The sequence below is a fragment of the Spirosoma taeanense genome (genome assembly GCF_013127955.1).
Taxonomy (GTDB): domain Bacteria; phylum Bacteroidota; class Bacteroidia; order Cytophagales; family Spirosomataceae; genus Spirosoma; species Spirosoma taeanense.
The window spans coordinates 5123105-5143763 of sequence record NZ_CP053435.1 but is presented as its reverse complement, the minus strand read 5'-3'; the positions used below and the strand labels follow the sequence as shown (position 1 = coordinate 5143763).

14 protein-coding genes are annotated in these 20659 nt (G+C 51.3%); 5 read left to right on the top strand and 9 right to left on the bottom strand.

Translation table 11 applies throughout. The annotated features are described in order from the left end of the window. Positions 1-226 precede the first annotated feature (226 nt). Together dxs and HNV11_RS21255 are read left to right on the top strand one after the other, a co-directional pair. A complete protein-coding gene (gene dxs / locus HNV11_RS21260) occupies positions 227-2161 on the top strand; it encodes a 1-deoxy-D-xylulose-5-phosphate synthase (RefSeq protein WP_171741585.1) in 1935 nt (644 codons plus the stop codon). A 73-nt stretch (positions 2162-2234) separates the two neighbouring features. After that, positions 2235-3476, top strand: a complete 1242-nt coding sequence (locus tag HNV11_RS21255; RefSeq protein ID WP_171742271.1) for an aspartate kinase — start codon at positions 2235-2237, stop codon at positions 3474-3476. Between the two features lie 41 nt (positions 3477-3517). Here HNV11_RS21255 and HNV11_RS21250 read toward each other — a convergent pair whose 3' ends face one another. Beyond that, positions 3518-4549, bottom strand: a complete 1032-nt coding sequence (locus tag HNV11_RS21250; RefSeq protein WP_171741584.1) for a PorP/SprF family type IX secretion system membrane protein — start codon at positions 4547-4549, stop codon at positions 3518-3520. A gap of 231 nt (positions 4550-4780) precedes the next feature. On the opposite strand from HNV11_RS21250, the gene HNV11_RS21245 reads away from it, so the two are divergent. Next, positions 4781-8461, top strand: a complete 3681-nt coding sequence (locus HNV11_RS21245) for a PKD domain-containing protein (RefSeq protein WP_171741583.1) — start codon at positions 4781-4783, stop codon at positions 8459-8461. A gap of 100 nt (positions 8462-8561) precedes the next feature. Next, positions 8562-9590 (top strand): Holliday junction branch migration DNA helicase RuvB, encoded by a 1029-nt coding sequence (gene ruvB / locus HNV11_RS21240; protein ID WP_171741582.1) that lies wholly within the window; start codon positions 8562-8564, stop codon positions 9588-9590. Positions 9591-9680: 90 nt separating this feature from the next. Here ruvB and HNV11_RS21235 read toward each other — a convergent pair whose 3' ends face one another. The 4 genes from HNV11_RS21235 to era form a co-directional block, all read right to left on the bottom strand. Then, positions 9681-9989, bottom strand: coding sequence for an ArsR/SmtB family transcription factor (locus HNV11_RS21235; protein WP_171741581.1), 309 nt, complete (start codon positions 9987-9989; stop codon positions 9681-9683). A 209-nt stretch (positions 9990-10198) separates the two neighbouring features. Then, on the bottom strand, positions 10199-11131 hold the full coding sequence (locus HNV11_RS21230; RefSeq protein ID WP_171741579.1) for a DMT family transporter: 933 nt from the start codon (positions 11129-11131) through the stop codon (positions 10199-10201). Between the two features lie 80 nt (positions 11132-11211). Beyond that, the gene (gene der, locus HNV11_RS21225) at positions 11212-12519 is read right to left on the bottom strand and encodes a ribosome biogenesis GTPase Der (RefSeq protein ID WP_171741578.1); all 1308 of its coding nucleotides are present in this window, start codon (positions 12517-12519) and stop codon (positions 11212-11214) included. An 89-nt stretch (positions 12520-12608) separates the two neighbouring features. Next, a complete protein-coding gene (era, locus tag HNV11_RS21220) occupies positions 12609-13529 on the bottom strand; it encodes a GTPase Era (protein WP_171741576.1) in 921 nt (306 codons plus the stop codon). Between the two features lie 582 nt (positions 13530-14111). Here era and HNV11_RS21215 point away from each other — a divergent pair. Continuing rightward, entirely contained in the window at positions 14112-14564 is a 453-nt protein-coding gene (locus HNV11_RS21215; protein WP_171741574.1) for a group I intron-associated PD-(D/E)XK endonuclease, read from the top strand. Between the two features lie 19 nt (positions 14565-14583). On the opposite strand, the gene HNV11_RS21210 is transcribed toward HNV11_RS21215, so the two are convergent. The 4 genes from HNV11_RS21210 to HNV11_RS21195 all read right to left on the bottom strand — a co-directional run bounded on the left by HNV11_RS21210 (position 14584) and on the right by HNV11_RS21195 (position 20314). Continuing rightward, on the bottom strand, positions 14584-15315 hold the full coding sequence (locus HNV11_RS21210; protein WP_171741572.1) for an ABC transporter ATP-binding protein: 732 nt from the start codon (positions 15313-15315) through the stop codon (positions 14584-14586). Positions 15316-15326: 11 nt separating this feature from the next. Continuing rightward, positions 15327-15848, bottom strand: coding sequence for a hypothetical protein (locus HNV11_RS21205; protein WP_171741571.1), 522 nt, complete (start codon positions 15846-15848; stop codon positions 15327-15329). Positions 15849-15881: 33 nt separating this feature from the next. Beyond that, positions 15882-18908: a tetratricopeptide repeat protein gene (locus HNV11_RS21200; RefSeq protein WP_171741569.1), complete on the bottom strand. Its 3027-nt coding sequence runs from the start codon at positions 18906-18908 to the stop codon at positions 15882-15884. 131 nt (positions 18909-19039) lie between these two features. After that, on the bottom strand, positions 19040-20314 hold the full coding sequence (locus HNV11_RS21195) for a M20/M25/M40 family metallo-hydrolase (protein ID WP_171741568.1): 1275 nt from the start codon (positions 20312-20314) through the stop codon (positions 19040-19042). Between the last annotated feature and the right edge of the window lie 345 nt (positions 20315-20659).

Sequence of the window (20659 nt, the reverse complement as noted above, 5' to 3'; positions counted from 1 at the left end):
GAATAACCTGCAGTTTGAAACAGCCCGATAGGTTTATACTTATTCTTTTTTTAATCTAAGCTCTCAACGTCTGCGTATGTCTATAGGCGGCTGAGGGCTTAGATTTTTTATAATTGGTAAAAAAAGTAGTAGCTTCGCTGTCCCAACGCAATAGACGAACCGCCGATAGAAACATTGTAATCTGTCTGTTTGTTGTTGTAAAACAGACGCTTTACTGCTCATCATCATGCTGATTACCCCCGGCAGTCTTCTGGCCACGATCAACACGCCTGACGATCTTCGTAAACTCGATAAATCCCGCCTACCCCAGCTTGCCGACGAATTACGTCAGTTCATTATTGACGATGTTTCCGTTTATGGTGGTCACTTCGGTGCCAGTCTCGGTGTAGTTGAATTGACCGTTGCCCTGCACTACGTATTCAACACGCCCGACGATCAATTGGTATGGGATGTAGGCCACCAGGCTTACGGCCACAAGATTCTGACCGGACGGCGTGATCGGTTCCACACAAACCGGTTTTATAAAGGTATTTCGGGTTTTCCGAAACGGAAGGAAAGTCCATACGATGCGTTTGGTGTTGGGCACTCGTCAACATCTATTTCGGCTGCGCTGGGTATGGCGGTTGCATCGCAGCTACAGGGTAATACGACTCGTAACCATATCGCGGTCATTGGTGATGGCGCCCTGACCGCCGGTGAAGCCTTCGAGGGCATGAATCACGCCGGTGCAACAGATAGTAACCTGCTGATTGTCCTGAACGATAACTGCATGAGCATTGACCCGAACGTGGGTGCTTTGCGCGAGTATCTGACCGACATCACCACCTCGCAGACTTATAACAAGGTTAAAGACGAGATCTGGAATCTGCTCGGTAAGATGGATAAGCTCGGCAAGACGGCGCAGGAACTGGTTTCGCAGGTGCAGTCGGGAATCAAAAGCTCGCTTCTGGAGCAAAGCAATCTGTTTGAGTCGCTTCACCTGCGCTACTTTGGGCCGATTGACGGGCATGACATCGATCATCTGGTTAGTGTTCTTGATGATCTAAAAAATATTCCCGGCCCTAAACTCCTGCACGTACTGACCGTAAAAGGGAAAGGCTATGCCCCGGCCGAAAAAGATCAGACCAAGTGGCACGCACCCGGTCTGTTCGATAAGGTGACGGGTGTGATTACCAAGAAAGTTTACGACACCCCCCAGCCCCCAAAGTACCAGGATGTATTCGGGCATACGCTGGTGGAACTGGCTGAGAAAAATCCCCGGGTTGTGGGCGTAACGCCCGCTATGCCCTCCGGCTCATCCATGAATATCATGATGAAAGCCATGCCCAGCCGGGCCTTCGACGTTGGTATTGCTGAGCAGCACGCCGTAACGTTCTCGGCCGGGATGGCGACGCAGGGCGAAGTAGTGTTCTGCAATATCTATTCTACGTTCATGCAACGGGCCTACGATCAGGTCATTCATGACGTTTGCATCCAGGAGCTGCCGGTTGTCTTCTGTCTCGACCGGGCTGGTTTTGCCGGTGCCGACGGCCCGACGCACCACGGGGCTTATGACCTGGCGTATATGCGGTGTATTCCTAATATGATTGTGGCGGCACCCATGAACGAGCAGGAGCTTCGGAACATGATGTTTACGGCCCAGTCGGATGAGGTTCAGCAGGGCAAAAATGCGTTTACCATCCGTTACCCACGGGGTGAGGGCGTCATGCCGAACTGGCGCACACCGCTCGAAAAGCAGATCATTGGCAAAGGCCGTATGATTGCCGACGGTGAAGAAGTCGCTATCCTGACCATTGGCCATATTGGTAATTACGCCGTTGAAGCTACGAAGATGCTGGCTAAAGAAGGCATCCGGCCGGCTCACTTTGATATGCGGTACGTAAAACCGCTGGATGAAGAACTGTTGCACCAGATTTTCAGCCGTTTTGATCGGGTATTAACTGTCGAGGATGGCTGTATTATGGGTGGATTCGGCAGCGCGGTACTGGAGTTTATGGCTAACCACGGCTATATGGCCCGCGTTAAACGGCTTGGCATTCCCGACGCCGTAATCGAACACGGTGAGCAGATCGAATTGCATCGCGAGTGCGGTTTTGATCCGCAGGGAATTGCGGACGCCGTTCGTGAACTGCTCTATACGGGCCGGGCTGTAACGGTATAGAACTAAAACTTTACGGGATTACAGACTTAACAGCATTCAGTTAAGTCTGTAATCCCGTCTTTTTATGACCCGTATGAAAGTTTTTAAGTTTGGTGGCGCTTCGGTGAAAGATGCGGCTGGTGTGCGCAATCTGGCCGAGATTGTCAGAGCGCAGGGCCAGAATGCCGTGGTGGTTGTGTCGGCAATGGGCAAAACAACAAATGCACTGGAAGACGTCGTTCGGGCGTACGTCAACCAGCAAACGGCTGATCTGCAAAGTCGGGTGCAGGCTGTTCGGACGTACCACCAGACAATCATGGAGGAGCTTACAGGCGATTTTACGCTTGTTGAGCAAACATTCGACCATCTTGACAACTATCTGAAACAGCCACCCAGCGCTCCTTTCGACGAAGTTTACGATCAGATAGTTTCCTTGGGTGAAATTCTCTCAACGCAGATTGTAGCGGCTTATTTAACTCAAACTGGCGTTCCAACCCGCTGGGTGGATGCCCGTCAACTTATCCGAACCGACAGCACTTTTCGGGAGGGCCAGGTGGACTGGTCGGAAACCAGCCAGCGAATCGCGAAAGCCGTAACGCCGGATGCCGTTACAATTACGCAGGGGTTTATTGGGCAGACCGCCGATGGCCGGACGACAACCCTGGGTCGGGAGGGGTCAGATTACACGGCGGCTATCTTCGCGCATTGTTCAGATGCCGAGAGTGTCACAATCTGGAAAGACGTTCCGGGTGTGCTGAATGCCGATCCGAAGTGGTTCGACGAAACAGTGCTGCTGCAAAAACTGACTTATCAGGATGCGATTGAGCTGGCTTATTATGGCGCGACGGTTATCCACCCGAAAACGATCAAGCCGCTTCAAAATAAAGGTATTCCGCTTTACGTCCGCTCGTTTATTCAGCCCGAAGCACAGGGAACCGCCATTGGCAACTATGAGCAGCATCTGACGACGCCTTCCTTTATTTTCAAAGTGAACCAGATGCTGATTTCGCTGCATCCGTATGACTTTTCGTTTATTGCCGAGGATAATCTAAGCCGGATTTTTGGGCGGTTCGCGCAGGCAGGTGTAAAGATCAACCTCATGCAGAATACGGCTATCAGCTTTTCGGTCGTGGTTGACGACAATCCAGATCGGGTGCCGACTCTGCTGGAGCAGTTGAAGAAGGATTTTCGGGTCAGCTATAACGCCGGGCTGGAGCTAATCACGATCCGTTATTATAACCAGAGCACGATTGATCGGGTGTTAGTGAATAAAAACCTGCTGCTGGAGCAGAAAAGCCGGTACACCGTGCAATTAGTGGTCCGCGATCTGGGATAAAAAGAAAGCGCGGATCCGTTATCCGCGCTGGTAAATCTACGTTAAAACTTCGGGCAGGGGAGTTTTTTGTCGCGTCGTCTAACCCCCGACCGACGACCTTCAGGCTTCTCAAAAACGTACGAGATCGACAGTTCATGAGAACCACCACTGGCACCGAGTGTCGAAATGGTGGCATCGTAGCTATAGCCAATCGAAAATTTGTCCATCCGGTAACCCGCCAGCAGGGCGATGGCATCGTGATTGTTGATCGTCTGATTATACCGCTTGAAGGGAATCCCCCGGTAATAGGCACCCACCGTAATGGGCGAGTACGTCAGGTAAGCACCGAGGTCCAGCTGATCGTACTTGCCCTGAAATTTATACAGAATAACCGGCGAGAAGCTGATTTCGCGGTCCTGTTCATCGGCCAGACCAGTAAAGCCCATTAGCGGAATACGCAGACCTGCGTGGATGCTGCCTTTTACGGGTAACCGTTCACGACCGCTCACAAACAGGCCCTGGTCGGGGCGGTTAATGTGATGCGCGGCTGCACCAATCCAGAACCAGTCGGAATAAAACAGGCCACCCGTAGAGAAATCAAGGTATTTCTTGCGGGGCGAACCACCCAGCAGCGTAGGATCAGCCGAAACGCTGCCGGTGATGAAGCCCTGATCCGTAAACTGATCGCCGGTTGTTAATCCAAAGTAGTTAACATTACGGTTAACATACGACCCCTGCAGGCCCAGCCGGACGAATGACTCTTCACCAACCTGAAACTGGTAGGAATATTGCAGGCCAATATCGGTAGATTGAATACGGCCCTGGCCCTGGTTATCGTTCTGAATCAGTAAGCCAACCCCGCTGTTGAAGCGTTCAACATAATGGTCGAGTCCTACCATCGTTGTTACGTAATTGGTGAGAGCGGGCCATTGGTTGCGGTAGTTGGCTGTAATGCGCGGAGCCAGCGCCGACCCGGCAAATGCCGGGTTCAGGTAAAGCGGTGCTGCGTAAAATTGGGTGAATTGCGGATCCTGCGCAAAAGCCAGCCGGCTGAGCGTCAACACCAGAACCACCAACACGTATTTCTTACTCATAGTGACGAACGGGGCAAAGAATGGGCCAACTTCGTAAATGCAACGTTATTCCGGGAAACGAAGTATTAGGCAGCACAAATAGCCTATAAAATTAAGTGGTTTTATGTGGCTTTTCCGGCCCTCAGGCGATAAAATTTTAACGAGGTGGCGTCGTTTATACTAACGTAATGCCCCCGATGTCTGTTATGCTAAGGGTTGATTTTGTGCAGGTGGGCTCATTCAGCGTTTTTCATGTTAACTTCTATCAATTATACGCGGGTATCCGGACTACTGGCGCTCTTGCTGTCGCTGGTAGTCTCGGTCTGGGCACAGGCACAAACCCAGCCTACCGGCTTCCGGATCAGCGGTAAAGCCTGCGTTCCTGATCAGGAATGCAAGGCCGATTCAATGGTTTTTACCGACAGTGTCCGGACCGGCGTAACGAACCGCGTCTGGAGCTTCGGTGATGGGGGCACATTAACGACTCGGAACGATTCTACGGCACGGCACGTCTATCAGCAGCCTGGAACATACACGATTACTTTAACCCGAACGGTCAATGGTGCTACGCAAACCGTTGACCGGAGCATTACGATTTATAACCGCCCGCAGCCGTTTGCGAACTGGCGCACCGACACTACTATTTGTATTGGTGAACGAATTACGCTGGACCCCTATGCAAATGGTCCGGCCCCCTCGGGCTATCGGTTCCTTTGGTACCCCAAAGGGGATACGACTCAAAGCATTCAGGTCGACAGCTCGGGATGCTACTCGGTGGAAGCAATCTCGCCCAACGGTTGTTCGTACCAGGATCGCATTAATGTGGACGTATGCGGAGAGCAGAAACAATCGCAGGGCGTAAAATGGTATTTTGGGCAGAACGCCGGACTCGACTTCAGCGGGGGCGGTTCGCCCAAACCAGTCGACGATGGTAAACTCAGCACCATCGAAGGTTCCTCATCTATTGCCAATACCAAAGGCGTTCTGCTGTTCTATACCGACGGGATCACAATCTACGACAAAGATGGCAAGCCCTTAAAATCGCTTGATCCGCGCGATTCCTCGGCCACGGCTACCCCTATCCCGCTCGGCGGTAACCAACGTTCGACGCAATCGGCGCTGATTGTGCCGAAGCCAACCTGTCGGGGCTGCGAATACCTGTACTACGTCTATACAACCTCCGAAATCCGTGGTCAGAAAGTGCTGAACTACAGCATTGTCGACATGCGTCAGAATGGTGGTAAAGGCGCTGTAATCGAGAAAAATATTCCCGTATCAACGCAGGGTACCGAGCAGTCGGTGTCGGTACGTAACGATCGGGATTCAACCTACTGGGTTATTACGCGCGTGTTTGGTACCAACCGGTTTGAAATTCGGCACCTGACGCGTAGTGAAACGCCTAATGTGTCCTACTTCGAGGGCGGGCAAAAAATCGACTCGCTCTCAAAAGCGGAAGGATACATTAAAATTGGTCCAGCCGACACGACCGGCGGTAACGAAGGGAACCGTCCCATGGCGGTCGTTATTCCGGGGCCGCCCAAAAACTCGGTTGATTTATACACCTTCAACGATTCGACCGGAAAAATGACTTTCAATCGAACGCTTGACTTAGGGCCTGCGCCCCCCAAGGCGTACGGAGTCGAGTTCTCGCCCGATGGTAAGAGTCTATACGTAACCATGCTGGCTGATACCAACACTGATGGCAGTCAGAAAGGGCTATCCTATATTCTAAGGTATGATCTGGGCCAGAAAGATACGCTCTTGACGGGCTCCCGAACCGTGGTTGACAGTAGCACAACCCGGCAATACGGCTCTATTCAGATCGGGCCCGATGGGCGAATTTACGTAGCGATAAAAGGCAGTAGTTCATTAGGTACAATCGAAAATCCCAATGGGGGGCTGTTGGATAGTTTAATCTATAACCCGGCAGGTCAGTCGCTGGGCGGGAAAACTAGTCAACTGGGCTTGCCGAACCTGGTCGATAACTTCAATGACAATTCCAGCGGGCCGGGCTTTACGTATTCCGATACCTGCGCCCGGCAACCAACCGTGTTCCAGGGTAGTCCCAACTGTCCGAAACTTAAGGAAACCTATACCTGGACGTTTGGCGACGGGAGTGCACCCGTTTCGACAACGGCTCTGCAACCGCAGATTCATACCTACCAGCGACCAGGCGACTATGCGGTAAGCTTTCATATCGTAACCCGCACAAGTAGCGGAGGTATCTGTAAAGACACCACCATCAACGATACGATTACGATTCTCGAAACACCCCAATCCGTTTCCCTTGGGCCGGATCAGACGAGTTGTAAAAAAGATGGGGTCGAGTTAGAAATCAATGTAGCGGCTAAAGTGTATGTATGGGTGGTGAACGGAGCGGTGGCCAGCAGGCAAAAGAAAATTAAGATCGACCGACCAGGTCGTTATTATATCATCGGTTTTGCCGCCAACGGCGAGTGCTTCAAAAGCGACACCATTGAAGTAACGGTTAAACGTCCCCCCTCGCTTGATCTTGGCCCCGACACGGTGTTCTGTTATCGATCGACCGTAAACCTGACTGTGCCGCAGCGAACCTGGACCGAGTTCCAGTGGAGCAACGGCGGCACTACGCGCACGGTTACCGTTTCTCAGGCGGGCACGTATACCGTTACGGCCAAGTCAACCGTGAACGGGACCGTCTGCGAAAACTCGGATACAATTCGGGTGAGGGAATTACCAAAACTTAATCTTCGTGCGGCTCTGACGGGCCCCAAAGCCTGCACCTCAGCAGATGGGTCGATTGTGCTTACGCCTACGCCAGCCGGCACGTACCGATACGACTGGACCCGGGGAGACGGCGCGGTGTTGAACGATACGTTGAATCAGCAAACCGGTTTGACGGAGGGAACGTATAAGATCAGCATAACGGAAGTGATTCACGCCTGTAAGGCCGACACAGCCTTTACGCTCAAATCAACCGCTAACCAGCTATCTCTTTCGCCCGTCGTGAAAAACGCGCTCTGTAGCAGACCAAACAGCGGTACAATAAGCCTGACCGTCTCCGGCGGAACAGCCGTATCCTACGCCTGGCTTGATCAGAATAATAATCTGATTGCCAGCACCGCCATCTTTGGCAGCGCAGCGCCCGGACGGTACAACGTACAGGTGACCGATGGCAACGGCTGTAAAGCCAGCAGAGACAGTATTCGGGTTGGTCTGGACAGCACCGGCTTTGCCAGGATTGGCCCAAGTCCGCCGAAATGCGTAGGCGAACGGGTTACGTTAACGCCGGAGAATGGGGATATTGCGGGGAATGTGTATCAATGGAGTACCGGAGCCACTACGTCTACACTCACTGTTGATCAGCCGGGTTCATACAGTCTGGTTGTGCGCAATACGCAGACGGGCTGCGTGGGGCGCAGCAGCGTTCAGGTCACCGATCGGCCTGCCCCCTCGTTCTCGCTCACGAAAGAAGCGGTTCTGTGCGAGGGCGATCGGGGCCGGGTGCAGCTTATCGCCAATGGGGCAGCTGGGCTAACTTACAAGTGGCTCAACCGGCCTGATACGACCAGGACCATTACGGTCGATCGAATAGGGCAGTATGCCGTATTGGTCACCGATCCCGTTGGCTGTACGGCTACCGCTACGGCCAGCGTAGTGAACCGCTGCGAACCTCGGGTCAATGTACCCGATGCGTTCTCGCCTAATAATGATGGTGTCAACGATCAGTTGCAGGTCTTCGCGGCTTACGTAACCGACTACGAACTAAAGGTTTATAACCGGTGGGGCGAAGTGATTTTCCAGAGTAACAGCCCCGAGCAAAAATGGGACGGAACCTACCGGGGAAATCTGTATCCATCCATGCTTTATCCGTACATAATTACGTATAAAAGCGAGTCATTTCCGGACCGGGGAAAGATCGTAAAACGAGGGTCTGTTTTGCTGATCAGGTAGCGGTTTTCTGCGGTTTTTTTTGTAAATTTGAGGTAGACGCTCTGGTCAGATCGCCCTGATGCACAAGGCAATCTGACCAGAGCTGCACCAACAAATAACCATGCGAAACGACTTTCTGAAAGGAACAAACGAGGCCATGACCGCCACCGATAAAGAGATTGAACGGGCGCTTCGGCCGCTTTCGTTTGCTGACTTTACGGGGCAGGCAAAAGTCCTCGACAACCTCGAAGTGTTCGTCCGGGCGGCTCAACAGCGGGGCGAAGCCCTCGACCATGTGCTGCTCCACGGGCCTCCGGGGCTGGGTAAAACAACACTGTCACACATCATTGCCAACGAACTGGGCGCCAACATCAAAATGACCTCTGGCCCTGTTCTCGATAAGCCCAGTGATCTGGCAGGACTACTGACGAACCTACAGCCTAATGATGTCTTATTCATCGACGAGATTCACCGGCTCAACCCGATTGTAGAAGAGTACCTCTACTCGGCGATGGAAGATTACAAAATCGACATCATGCTCGATTCGGGTCCCAACGCCCGGACGGTACAGATTAAGCTGAACCCGTTTACGCTGATTGGCGCTACAACCCGCGCTGGTATGCTGACGTCGCCCCTGCGGGCGCGGTTCGGCATTAGCTGCCGGCTGGAGTACTATGATGCGCAGTTGTTAACCAGTATTGTTCAGCGGTCATCCCAGATTCTGGGAACGCCCATTAATGAGTCTGGCGCTTATGAGATTGCGCGCCGAAGCCGGGGCACTCCGCGTATTGCCAATAATCTGTTGCGCCGGACCCGCGATTTTGCTCAGGTAAAAGGAAATGGCATTATTGATGTCGATATCGCCGAAATTGCCCTTAGCGCTCTGGATGTTGACCAGAACGGTCTGGACGACATGGATAACCGAATCCTGTCGACCATTATCGAGAAGTTTAAAGGAGGTCCGGTTGGGTTAACGACAATTGCTACCGCCTGTGGCGAAGAATCCGAAACGATCGAAGAAGTGTATGAGCCATTCCTGATTCAGGAAGGGTTTCTGAAACGGACGTCGCGCGGGCGCGAAGCCACCGAAAAAGCTTATATGCACCTGGGCATCGTGCCCCATTACAAAACAGGTGAGTTGTTTGGGTAACAGGAAACAGAATCAGGTTCGTAGTCCGAAGTTTGCTGGATTGGGCACACCTACGCCAAAGAAATCAAACTTCGAACTACGAACATTGGGTTAATTTAAAATCTTGCTCTTATAAATACAGTCAATAATTTCGGCTACAGCCGTATCAACTAAAAAGTAATAGATATTTTTTCCACTGCGCCGTATATCTAAAATCCCCTTATCCCGCATGTTTATTAAATGATGCGAGATGAGTGACTGCTCAGCGTTTAGGTTTTTGTAGATCGTTGATACGTTTAGCTCCTTACTTTCATTTAACATCTGGATAATTTTGATACGTAGCGGATGAGCTACGGCTTTGAGCACGTAGGCCGCTTTGTCAATACGTTTGTCGTCTTCGATAACTTTGTCAGTAGCCATATCAGTAAGTTAGTTAGGTGTGCGTTTCATGAAAGTTAAGTTTAAATTGGTCTTTTATACATAGGTAAATGGCTGAATGTTAGGTATATTTATCTAAAGGTAAATTCTCTTATCCTATTATTGCATGAAAACGTGTTTATGAATAAACGGTATGATGCACAATTTTATGCATCATATAACCTATATATTCAATATATAACAAAGGCTAATTAATCAGTTACCGATTTGCTTCGATGGTTTCCTTTCCAGCCAATTAGAAATACGCCAGCCAGCACCAGAAATGTACCTAGGATCTGTTCCTGGCTGATTACTTCGTGAAGCACCGCTGTCGATAAAACTATTGTGAAAATTGGTCCAACGCTGGCAATAATCGACGCGTTAGTTGAGCCGACACGTTTGATGCCCTCAGCAATCATAAACGTTGGAATAACGGTTACAAAAATTCCCATGCCCAGACCCAGGGCATATACGGGTATCGGGTAATTAGCCAACTGCAACCCGTTTTGCAGTGCGCAATGGATAACCGTTGGCACAGTTGCTGCAATCATAGCGTAGCACGTAAAGCGTTGCGAACCCGTACGCGCAATGAGCCGGTCGCTGCCCACCAGATAAATAGCGTAAACAAGCCCGCTCAGTACTACCCAGAAGGCGCCCAACACGACATCTTTCTGGTTTGATGTTTCAACGTTCCCTACAAAAGCCAGCAGGATGCCCGCGTAGGTCAGGGCGAGTGCCATTGCCTGGAGCTTCGTTACGCGCCGGCCAAAACCGATCGCGTTCAGGAGCAGGACAAACGTTGGGTACGTAAAGAGCAGAATCCGTTCGAGGCTGGCCGTGATATACACCAGGCCCAGAAAATTAAAGAAGCTGGCGAAGTAGTAACCCGTAATACCCATCAGGGCCAGAGCAACCCATTGCTTCGTTGTTAACCGCACGGGTGGAGCCGTACGCTCCAGTCTGAGCAAAATCACGACGTAAAACGGCAGCGCAAATAACATGCGAAGGGTCAGCAGCGAAATTGAATCAATGGGATACTGATAGGCCAGCTTGATTAGAATTCCTTTCGACGCAAAACAAAACGCAGACAGAAAAACCAGAAAAGCGCCGATCCAGTAGCGGCTCAAAGACGGTGGCTGGGTCATAAGTTGACTAAAAAAATATTGCTGGTCATTCTCTGCCCGACCGGAGAACAACCAGCAACAACTCATAAACAACAGTTAGACTACTTCTGCCGGAAGAACACCGTGATCGGAACGCCCTCAAACCCAAAGTGCGCCCGAAGCTTATTCTCCAGAAACCGCTGATATGCTTCCTGAACATATTGCGGCAGGTTGCAGAAGAACACAAATGTCGGTGAAGGCGTTGGCACCTGCAGCATGTATTTGATCTTGATGTGCTTACCCTTTATAGCCGGTGGCGGGTAATTTTCGATCTCGGGCTGCATTGCCTCGTTGAGCTTCGAGGTTGTAATTTTCTTGTTCTTGTTTTCGTACACCACCATTGCTTTTTCCATCACCTGAAAAATACGTTGCTTCTCGTGGACAGAGGCAAAGATGATGGGGACGTAGTCAATGGGCATGAGCCGCTGGATCATCTCTTTCCGGAGTACATCAGCAGTGCGATGGTCTTTTTCAACGGCATCCCATTTATTGACCATAATTACAACACCTTTCTTGGCCTTCACGGCCTGACCGATGATGTTCATGTCCTGCGCTTCCATACCCCGCGTAGCGTCGAGTATGACAATACATACGTCCGACTCTTCCATAGCCTTGATGGACCGCAGCGTCGAGTAAAACTCGATGTTATCCTGAATCCGGGCTTTGCGCCGAATACCGGCGGTGTCGGTCAGAATAAAATCTTTACCGTATGCTTTATAACGAGTGTCGATCGCATCGCGGGTTGTACCGGCAATATCGGTTACGATACTGCGTTCCTGCCCGGTCAAAACGTTCAGAAACGATGACTTACCGACGTTGGGTCGGCCCAGGATAGCAATGCGGGGAACGCCCTCATTCGGATTCTCAATACCGGGCGATGGAAAGTGTTTGATGACTTCATCGAGCAGGTCGCCCGTGCCCGTGCCGGTCATCGAAGAAATAGCATAGGGTTCGCCCAGACCCAGAGCATAGAACTCAGCCGCGCTATGCGCCCGTTCGCCCGTTTCAGCCTTGTTCGCAACGACGTAAACGGGCTTTTTGGCCCGACGTAATACGTCCGCGAAATCTTCGTCCAGCCCCGTAATTCCGGTCTGGGTATCAACCACAAACAAGAGCACAGTCGATTCCTGAATAGCAATTTCGACCTGCTCACGAATTGATTCTTCAAATACGTCTTCTGATCCGACAACGTAGCCGCCAGTATCGATGACGGTAAAATACCGGTCGTTCCACTCGGCCGTACCGTAATGCCGGTCGCGCGTAACGCCACTCTGGTTATCCATGATGGCCTGCCGCTGTTCCGTCAACCGGTTAAACAGCGTGGATTTGCCCACGTTTGGGCGGCCAACGATTGCAACAATGTTTGCCATGCTTATTTTTAGTGGTTACTGATGAGGCCAGACCGCTACTGCGGTTGGCAGCCAATGAACGAGTTTCACCAGCGAGGAATTACCAGCCACTATTCGTCGTACCCTAACCGCTTGAGCGTACGCTCTTTCTGCCGCCAGTCGGGCTCTACTTTGACGAACTGTTCCAGAAATACTTTTTTGCCGAAGAAGCGTTCCAGCTCTTCGCGGGCCATAATACCCGTCTTTTTAATCATCTTGCCTCCTTCACCGAGCAGAATCGCCCGCTGGGTAGCGCGTTCGACCAGGATCTCGGCCTGGATGACAATGATGTCCTCTTTCTCCTTAAAACCGATAATAACAACTTCGCTGCTATACGGAACCTCTTTCTTATAGTTCAGAAATATCTTCTCACGGATAATCTCCGACGCAAAAAAACGCTCCGGCTTATCGGTCAGTTCATCTTTCGGGAAATAAGGCGGATGCAGGGGTAGACGGCTGATGATGCCTTCAAACACCCGGTCGATATTGAACCCGTTCAGGGCCGAAATCGGGATGATTTCCTGCGCCTTGAAATGCTCCTGCCAATAGGCAATTTTCTCCTCAACCTGTTCCTGCGTCGCCTGGTCAATCTTATTGATGAGCAGCAGAATAGGCACTTCCGATTTCTGCAGCCGTTCGATTACGTCGTTTTCATCGTGCTGCTCGAAAATATCCGTTACGAACAGAACCACATCGGCGTCTTCCAGCGAACCGCGCACGAAACTCATCATGGACTCATGAAGCTTGTAAAGCGGTTTGATGATGCCAGGGGTATCGGAGTAGACGAGTTGAAATTCCTGGCCATTGTGGGTACCGTTCAGGATACCCATAATGCGGTGGCGGGTAGTCTGCGCCTTGGAGGTGATGATAGACAACCGTTCGCCGACGAGTTGGTTCATCAAGGTCGATTTACCGACGTTCGGCTTACCGACGATACTCACAAATCCAGCCTTATGATCGGCCGGAAAACTTTCTATTACTTCTGTATTCATACATAGGTGATCCCACGGGTTGATTACCAGTGGCTTTGTGAACAACCCTGCCCCTGCAAAAAACGTTTCCGGATCGACGTAAAACTTTTTTTGCTGATAGGTGTTGTATATCTAGAAAGTCGTCGTACTTTTGCAGTCCAAACATCGCGGGATGGAGCAGTTGGTAGCTCGTTGGGCTCAAGTTAATTGCAACGTCAGCGTTAGTCTAATCAGGAAGCACATTGCTGATTAGCGAGCTAAAAGCTCAGGCGTATGACGATTGATGGGCGGTACCGGGGGAAACGCCGGTATGTTAACCTGCCAAATTCGGGGAAGCCGGTAGTGCGGTAATCCCGAGCCAAGCCTGAAGGAGACTTCGGGAAGGTGTAGAGACTGAATGGTAGGCACCCTAACATGTAATGGTGAGGGCGAAGAGACAGTCCAGACTACAAACCTCAGGCTGCTGAGGGCAACGAAAGTTGTAGTAGTAAGCATAACCCAAAGGTCGCTGGTTCGAGTCCAGCTCCCGCTACTAAAAAGCCACTGAATTTCAGTGGCTTTTTCTTTTTATACCTATTTTGTCAAAATATTATTTGAGAAAGTATGTTGACAAAACAAAAAGGGGATATAGCCGAACAGGCTGTTATCCTACAGGCATTGCGTTGGGGCTGGGGAGTCTGCAAACCAGTAGGTGACCGGTTGCCTTATGACCTGGTATTCGATATTGCTGGCCGATTACTTAAAATTCAAGTGAAAAGCGCCTGGTTTGATGAAAAACGTGGGAATTATGTGGTAGACACACGACGCACAAAAACAAACCGACGCGAGATGGTTCGTGATGTTTATCAGACTACAGATTTTGATTTTGCAGTTATTTACATTGATGCACTGCACACGTTCTACATTCTGCCCGTAGCTGACTTTGTGGCATATGGGTCTGAAATCCACTTAGTTGAAGTGGAAAAAAGGCAGCGTAAGCCAAAGTCGGCCGTGTTTAAAGAAGCATGGGAGCTACTAAAACATCCACTTAATCACCAGCAATTGACCCTTACTTAGTGTTCGGTTTGGTAATTCCTTACTCCGCCGATGCTATGGACTGCATCAGGACATTGGCTTTGCGGATGTTGGTATTCGCGCGGTCGGTTTCAACCAGGCCGTCGCGGAGCCGGACAATCCGGTGGGCGTATTCAGCAATGTCTTCTTCGTGGGTCACCATAATGACTGTGTTGCCCTTGCTGTGAATCTGGTCGAAAAGATCCATGATTTCGTAGGAGGTTTTGGTGTCGAGGTTACCCGTTGGCTCGTCGGCGAGCAGAATACTGGGGTCGTTAACTAAGGCCCGGGCAACCGCCACCCGTTGCCGCTGACCACCCGACAGTTCATTGGGACGGTGACCGGCGCGATTTTCCAAACCCACATTTTTGAGGGCCAGCATCGCTTTTTCCGTGCGGTCGGCTTTGCTATAGCCCGCATAGATAAGCGGCAGCGCTACATTTTCGAGCGAGGTCTGGCGAGGCAGCAGGTTGAACGTCTGGAAAACGAAGCCAATCTCTTTATTTCGCACTTCGGCCAGTTCGTTCTCACCCATACGGCTGACGTCCTGATTATTGAGAATATATTGCCCGGAGGTAGGCGAGTCTAAACAGCCGACAATGTTCATCAGCGTGGATTTCCCAGATCCCGATGGACCCATAAACGCGACATACTCTCCTTTTTGAATACTGATCGTAATGGATTTAAGGGCTTCGACCACTTCGGTGCCCATTACGTAGCGTTTAGCGATGTCGCGGGTTTCGATAATATTCATGCAAATTGTCGTTACGACCCACTGACAGCGATGATACCAGCGGCTGCGCGCCGACGGCGTTGGAAATAATTACGGATAAACAGGCCGGCTAACACCACGATAGCCGTACCTGGACTCGTATCGTCTACATTAATGTCGCCATGATCGGCCAGGAACTGACGAACCAGTGTATAATTAACAATTTCCTGATCTTCGGCATCAGTAGCGCCCTCCCGGATCATGTCCCACTCGCGCATCAGCATGTTATGCCGTTTCCAGGTGTACAACTCACCTGTCTCCAGCTGCAGTTCAGCCCGTTTCCCAAAATGCAGAGCAATGTGGCCAATGATTCGGTTATCGGCTTTAAGGTCGTGGATATTGACTTTGTGAAACAAAAAACCCGTTACGTCGAAACGAATCTGTACGTCATATAGATACGCGTTAACGTCGTGACTTAAGACATTGCGGGACATCCCCCCAACCACCTGGTTGTTTTCGGTTATGACTATATCGCGGCTGAACGCTTCTTTTGTCCAGCTCAGTTTTTTGTTCATATTGTCCATAGTTTAGGGTAAGTCAAAGCTACACTATTCCATAAACTTTTGGCGCGCCTTTTCGATTGACGCCAGATTTTCCTGATAAGTCGTCAGAAACGCCTGATAGTCGGAGGGATTGGCTGCAGCCTGTAACTTAGCCAGCGCATCCGCTGCGTAATCAAACAGACTTAAGTCGAGACAAAGCGTAATATAGGTTTTCAGCAACTCGACGTTGTTTTCGTTGAAGGGCAACGCTTTGAGTACAATCTCATATGCCTGTTTTACGCGCTTCTGCTGACGTTCAAGCTGAGCTGCTGAGGCTGCAATGCGTGGGTCAAGCGGAGCCAGTTGCAGAGCTTTCTGGTACGCCTGCCGGGCCTGTGCAGGCTGCCGGGTTCGTTCGTAGGTCTGGCCGAGCCAGTAGTTACGTTCGGCTTCATGTTGTACCAGAATCGGCTCCTTTGCCATAGTCTGCGCTGAGCCGACGCTCCGCCGAAACGCCGACAGACGCAGGGCCGCAACGTTACGTAAGGATGTCGCGAAAGCATTTACCTCCGTCGCTTTAGGGTCTGGCAGACCAGACAGCACCAACTGGGCATTCCGCCACTGCAACTGATCGAGGTAGTCGTTGGCCAGCGATACGCCCGCTACCGTTTTCAGGCTGCCATCCCGAATGGTTTCCCAATAAGTGCCCCGGTTGAGATCGTCAGATCGATACGTAACGTAAAAGGCTTTTTCAAGGTCGGTTTCCGGCTTCCGCTCGTTATATAGCACCTGTTTGAGTGCCTGCACCGCGGGGTCATTTCGGGCCGCCGTTTCCCAGAGTGACTGAGCTGCTACCAGATCCCCCGCTTTGGTGAAAGCCACGGCGCGGTAATAGATTGAGGTAGTATCCGTATTATTTCCCAATATATCGGCAGCCTGACGATACAAATCCTGTTCGAGCATTAACAGCCCCGTTGTCTGCCGGTAAGCGTCGCCGTTCCGGGTGTCGCCCTGGGCTACCTGTTCAAGCAAGGCAAAACTTTCTGCAGGATTATGCGCAGTATATTCCGCTACGGCGCGGGCAAGCAAAAGGTCATCGGCAAAGTCCTGATTCGCTGGGTCAGCCGAACGGTGCCGAAGCGTTGCCGTCAGGCTTGTATCGGGGTGTTGATTAACCAAAGCGTAATTATACAGGCTGGCAAATCGCCCAACGCTAAGCCCTTCGTCTGCCTGCTTGCCCGTTAACCAGCCGGGTCGATGAGCCTGCGTGGTATCGCTGTCGGCTAGCAGACGTAACGCCAGGGCGTTGGCCTGATACGACTCATAATCTGATTCGGACAGATTTTTCGTCAAACTCGAATCGGCCGTCAGAACAACGGGGTTGCGGGCATAAAAAGACAGTAAGTTCGACTGGGCAACTTCATCACGGTCGGCGTGTTCGGTAGCAGCTTTCAGATAGTAATAGGCCGAATCGGCCACACTCGTGCGGGCGTAGAGATACCCTAGGTTATTCTGTAGTTCGCTACTGTTTGGAAAAACCCGCAGGCCCCGCTGTAACGTTTTCACTGCCTCGAAAAAGAGATCGGTCTGGAGGTACGTCTGCGCTAAACCCGCGTAATCGTGCGGGTTCGGTTGTTTGAGCGTTGCCTGCTGGAAGAAGAAAGAAGCGGCCGTCTGGTTGTTCTGTGCGAGCGCCAGCGAGGCCAGCGCATAGTTGGACTTGTGGTTCTGAAACTCCTGCTCCAGGGCGAGCTGGTAAAAGGCATGAGCCGAATTCGGTTCATTGGCAGCCAGGTAATAATCGCCCAGCCCATTATAATAACCCGCAACGCCCTGCCGGACAGTAATCAGGCCACCCGACGCCAGCAAGACCAGGACGCCAAAAACACCCACGATGCGAAACAGACTTAACTCCAGTCGTTTGGGTTTGTACAAAATCCGATAAACGGGCAGGTTCTGCTGATAAATGGGCCAGAAATTAATCACTACGTAAGCAACAAAAATCAGCCCCATAGCCAGATGAGTATACACAATCGCATCCTCAAACAATTCGACCAGCGGGTCATTGGCAGTAGCGAAAACGTAGGCCATCGTTAACGTCGTGAGCAGGGCCAGGCCGACGTAGAGGTAGGCACCACCATCCCGAAAAGAGACTGCGTCCTGCTGCTGGGTTAACCGCCGAAACCCCCAGACGCCGAGCGAAACCGACGTAATGTATAAGATGAACGGGCTGATTGCCAACACATCCCAGTCAATGGATTTAGTGTTCTTGAGCCAGATTAATGCCAGGTTGATTAAATAAAGAAAGCTGATAAACAGGAAATTATTTACGCCTAACGCTCGGCGCGTCGTGGTCTGCGGATCAGTACTGTCCGAGCGTCCGGCCGACGTAATCCAGACCAGTCCGGCAATGATTTCAGGTGAGATGAAAAATAGAAACCCAACGCTGAATGCCAGTAATACGGGCATGCCGTAACTGATAACCACCATAGCCGGGTAGGGCACCGGCGATAAGAGATTCAGCGTTATGGCGATCAGGCCTGTGAGCACGCTGAACGCACCTAGTCGGACAAGAATAGGGTAGTCGGGTCGGAACGCGTGGAAATAATAGCTTAAGGAGCCAAACAAAAAAGCCAGCAGCAGAAACAAATAGTTACTGGCCAGACCGGGCACTTCCAGCATTTCCCAGCGGAAAAAAGCCAGCCCAAGTATGAGCATGCCCATGCTGACCAGATATCGGGTTCGGTCAAAGCGCGTAATGGCGCTCAGCAGTAGTACAAACGCCATACAGATTCCCGAGAGAAAAGCCGTGGCAACCCCCGGCCGTACCTGCATGGATGAGGCTACGAACTGCTCTGATACCGCGTAGGCTTTGCCTCTAACGACATAATCCAGCAGGCCGTCGGTGAATGTGTGAAAAGCAACCGGCAATTCGTTGAGTTCGCTCAGGACATCCCAGCGGACTACGTTGGCCAGGCCCCGCGCCCACGCCACCACGAATAGAACCAGGCTGATAATGAAAACAATAAGACTAAGCAGATAGGTAAGCCGGTACGAACGGCTCCATTCTTTCCAGAAAAACAAGGATGACATGAAAGAGAAACGTAGTTGAAGGCTGGTTAGTGCCTAACGCATACGTCCCATCAGCCATAACGTCACGCAAGTCATTAACTGCATATTGCGCTTAGTCGGCTAAGCGATTTCCGGATTATGCGGTGGCGCTATCAGCGTGTCAGTCGGTAGATGAGCAGGGCCGCCCGCTGAATCAGCAATGGGTATTCCTTTGTATTCAAACTCTCTTCGATACTGTGCGCGCCTTTCCCCGATGCACCCAGGCCATCCAGGCAGGGCATATACTGAGCAATGAACGACACATCACCGGCTCCACGCTGGCTTGGATCAACGGCGACAACGGGCCCCAGACCCATGTCGCGGCTAATTTTGTCGACCTGCTGGCGAAGGCCATCATTAGCAGGAGTAGGTTCCATACCCGGAATACCGTCGTTGAATGAAATTGCGGCTTTGGTAAGCGGCAGACTTTTGTCGACAATCTCCCGCATTCTGGCGCGAGCCTTTTCTTTCTGCGCTTCCGTCAGAAAACGCAGATCGCCTTTTACCAGGGCGGAACCCGCTATAATATTGGTTTTGCCAACGGTTTCGGCTCGAGCGGTCTGGTTGTCGTAATATACCTCCGAGCCGCCCACGATCAGGCCGGGGTTGAACGTAAGGTATTCTTCCTGCCCCAGCGTCCGGCGAAATTCGGTCAGGATGCGGGCTGCTTCGTAGATAGCGCCGTAGCCGAGTTCGTTGAAGATACGGGAAGAGTGACCTGTCCGGGCTTTTACCGTGAGCGTCCAACTGCTGGAACCCCGACGACCAGTGGTCACTTTCTGCAATCCCTGCGCACTTTCGAACGCCAGCGCCAGATCGCATTGTCGGGCACGCTCAATAAAATCAGTCCGGCTTTCGGCTCCTCCTGACGATTCTTCGTCGCCCGTAAAGTAAACCGTGATCGATGTATCGTCGAGCAGTTTCTGGGCATGTAGTGCTTTCAGAGCCGCAATCACGAGCACATCGCCCCCTTTCATGTCATTCACCCCCTGCCCCGTAGCCGTTGAATCGTTGATCCGGGTGAAGGGTTCCATAGGCAGGCTTTTTTCAAAAACGGTGTCCAGGTGCCCGATCAAGAACAACTTCTTTCCTTTTTTACCCTGCCGGGTTGCGACCAGATGACCCGCCCGGTTGAGGGAATCGGGCAGTGACACCCATTCCGTTTTGAACCCTAGTTTTTCGAACTCATCAGCCATCAGTTTGCCAACAGTCCGAACGCCTTCCTTATTCAGAGTGCCACTGTTGATATTGACAACCTTTTCCAGAAACTGAAATGTTTCGGGTAACTGATTCTGAATAGTGGCAATTACCCGGGTTTCGGGTTTGGAAAGTGACTGGGCCGATGCGCTCAGGCCGACGAACAGCAAGGGGAAGAGAAGTCGTTTCATGAATTACTGGTTTGGGGAACAGGCTAAAGTAGCCAATCCTGATTTTCCTGCAGCCATCTCCTGAATTTAATCCAAAACTTACTGCATTTGCTACCAACGCCGGGTAAAGCGATTGATTGACGTAGCTGAAGCACAGGCGTAGTGGGAGTAGATCTTCATACAGGCGTCTGCCAAGGCATCTATCTAATGATACACACAGCGAAGAGCATTTGAACCGTAACGAATCGGTACCGCTAAGCCAGGCCGCAGTCAATCAATGTCTAGAAAGACAAACGCATATCTAATCCGAATGAACCGTTTGACTTCTGGGCCCGACTGTGTTTTGTGCAAATCCGCTGTTTTTAG

Excerpts from the sequence above, each read along its gene's own strand:
- dxs (WP_171741585.1), top strand. The coding sequence starts at position 227 with ATGCTGATTACCCCCGGCAGTCTTCTGGCCACGATCAACACGCCTGAC.
- HNV11_RS21255 (WP_171742271.1), top strand. The coding sequence starts at position 2,235 with ATGAAAGTTTTTAAGTTTGGTGGCGCTTCGGTGAAAGATGCGGCTGGT.
- HNV11_RS21250 (WP_171741584.1), bottom strand. The coding sequence starts at position 4,549 with ATGAGTAAGAAATACGTGTTGGTGGTTCTGGTGTTGACGCTCAGCCGG.
- HNV11_RS21245 (WP_171741583.1), top strand. The coding sequence starts at position 4,781 with ATGTTAACTTCTATCAATTATACGCGGGTATCCGGACTACTGGCGCTC.
- ruvB (WP_171741582.1), top strand. The coding sequence starts at position 8,562 with ATGCGAAACGACTTTCTGAAAGGAACAAACGAGGCCATGACCGCCACC.
- HNV11_RS21235 (WP_171741581.1), bottom strand. The coding sequence starts at position 9,989 with ATGGCTACTGACAAAGTTATCGAAGACGACAAACGTATTGACAAAGCG.
- HNV11_RS21230 (WP_171741579.1), bottom strand. The coding sequence starts at position 11,131 with ATGACCCAGCCACCGTCTTTGAGCCGCTACTGGATCGGCGCTTTTCTG.
- der (WP_171741578.1), bottom strand. The coding sequence starts at position 12,519 with ATGGCAAACATTGTTGCAATCGTTGGCCGCCCAAACGTGGGCAAATCC.
- era (WP_171741576.1), bottom strand. The coding sequence starts at position 13,529 with ATGAATACAGAAGTAATAGAAAGTTTTCCGGCCGATCATAAGGCTGGA.
- HNV11_RS21215 (WP_171741574.1), top strand. The coding sequence starts at position 14,112 with ATGTTGACAAAACAAAAAGGGGATATAGCCGAACAGGCTGTTATCCTA.
- HNV11_RS21210 (WP_171741572.1), bottom strand. The coding sequence starts at position 15,315 with ATGAATATTATCGAAACCCGCGACATCGCTAAACGCTACGTAATGGGC.
- HNV11_RS21205 (WP_171741571.1), bottom strand. The coding sequence starts at position 15,848 with ATGAACAAAAAACTGAGCTGGACAAAAGAAGCGTTCAGCCGCGATATA.
- HNV11_RS21200 (WP_171741569.1), bottom strand. The coding sequence starts at position 18,908 with ATGTCATCCTTGTTTTTCTGGAAAGAATGGAGCCGTTCGTACCGGCTT.
- HNV11_RS21195 (WP_171741568.1), bottom strand. The coding sequence starts at position 20,314 with ATGAAACGACTTCTCTTCCCCTTGCTGTTCGTCGGCCTGAGCGCATCG.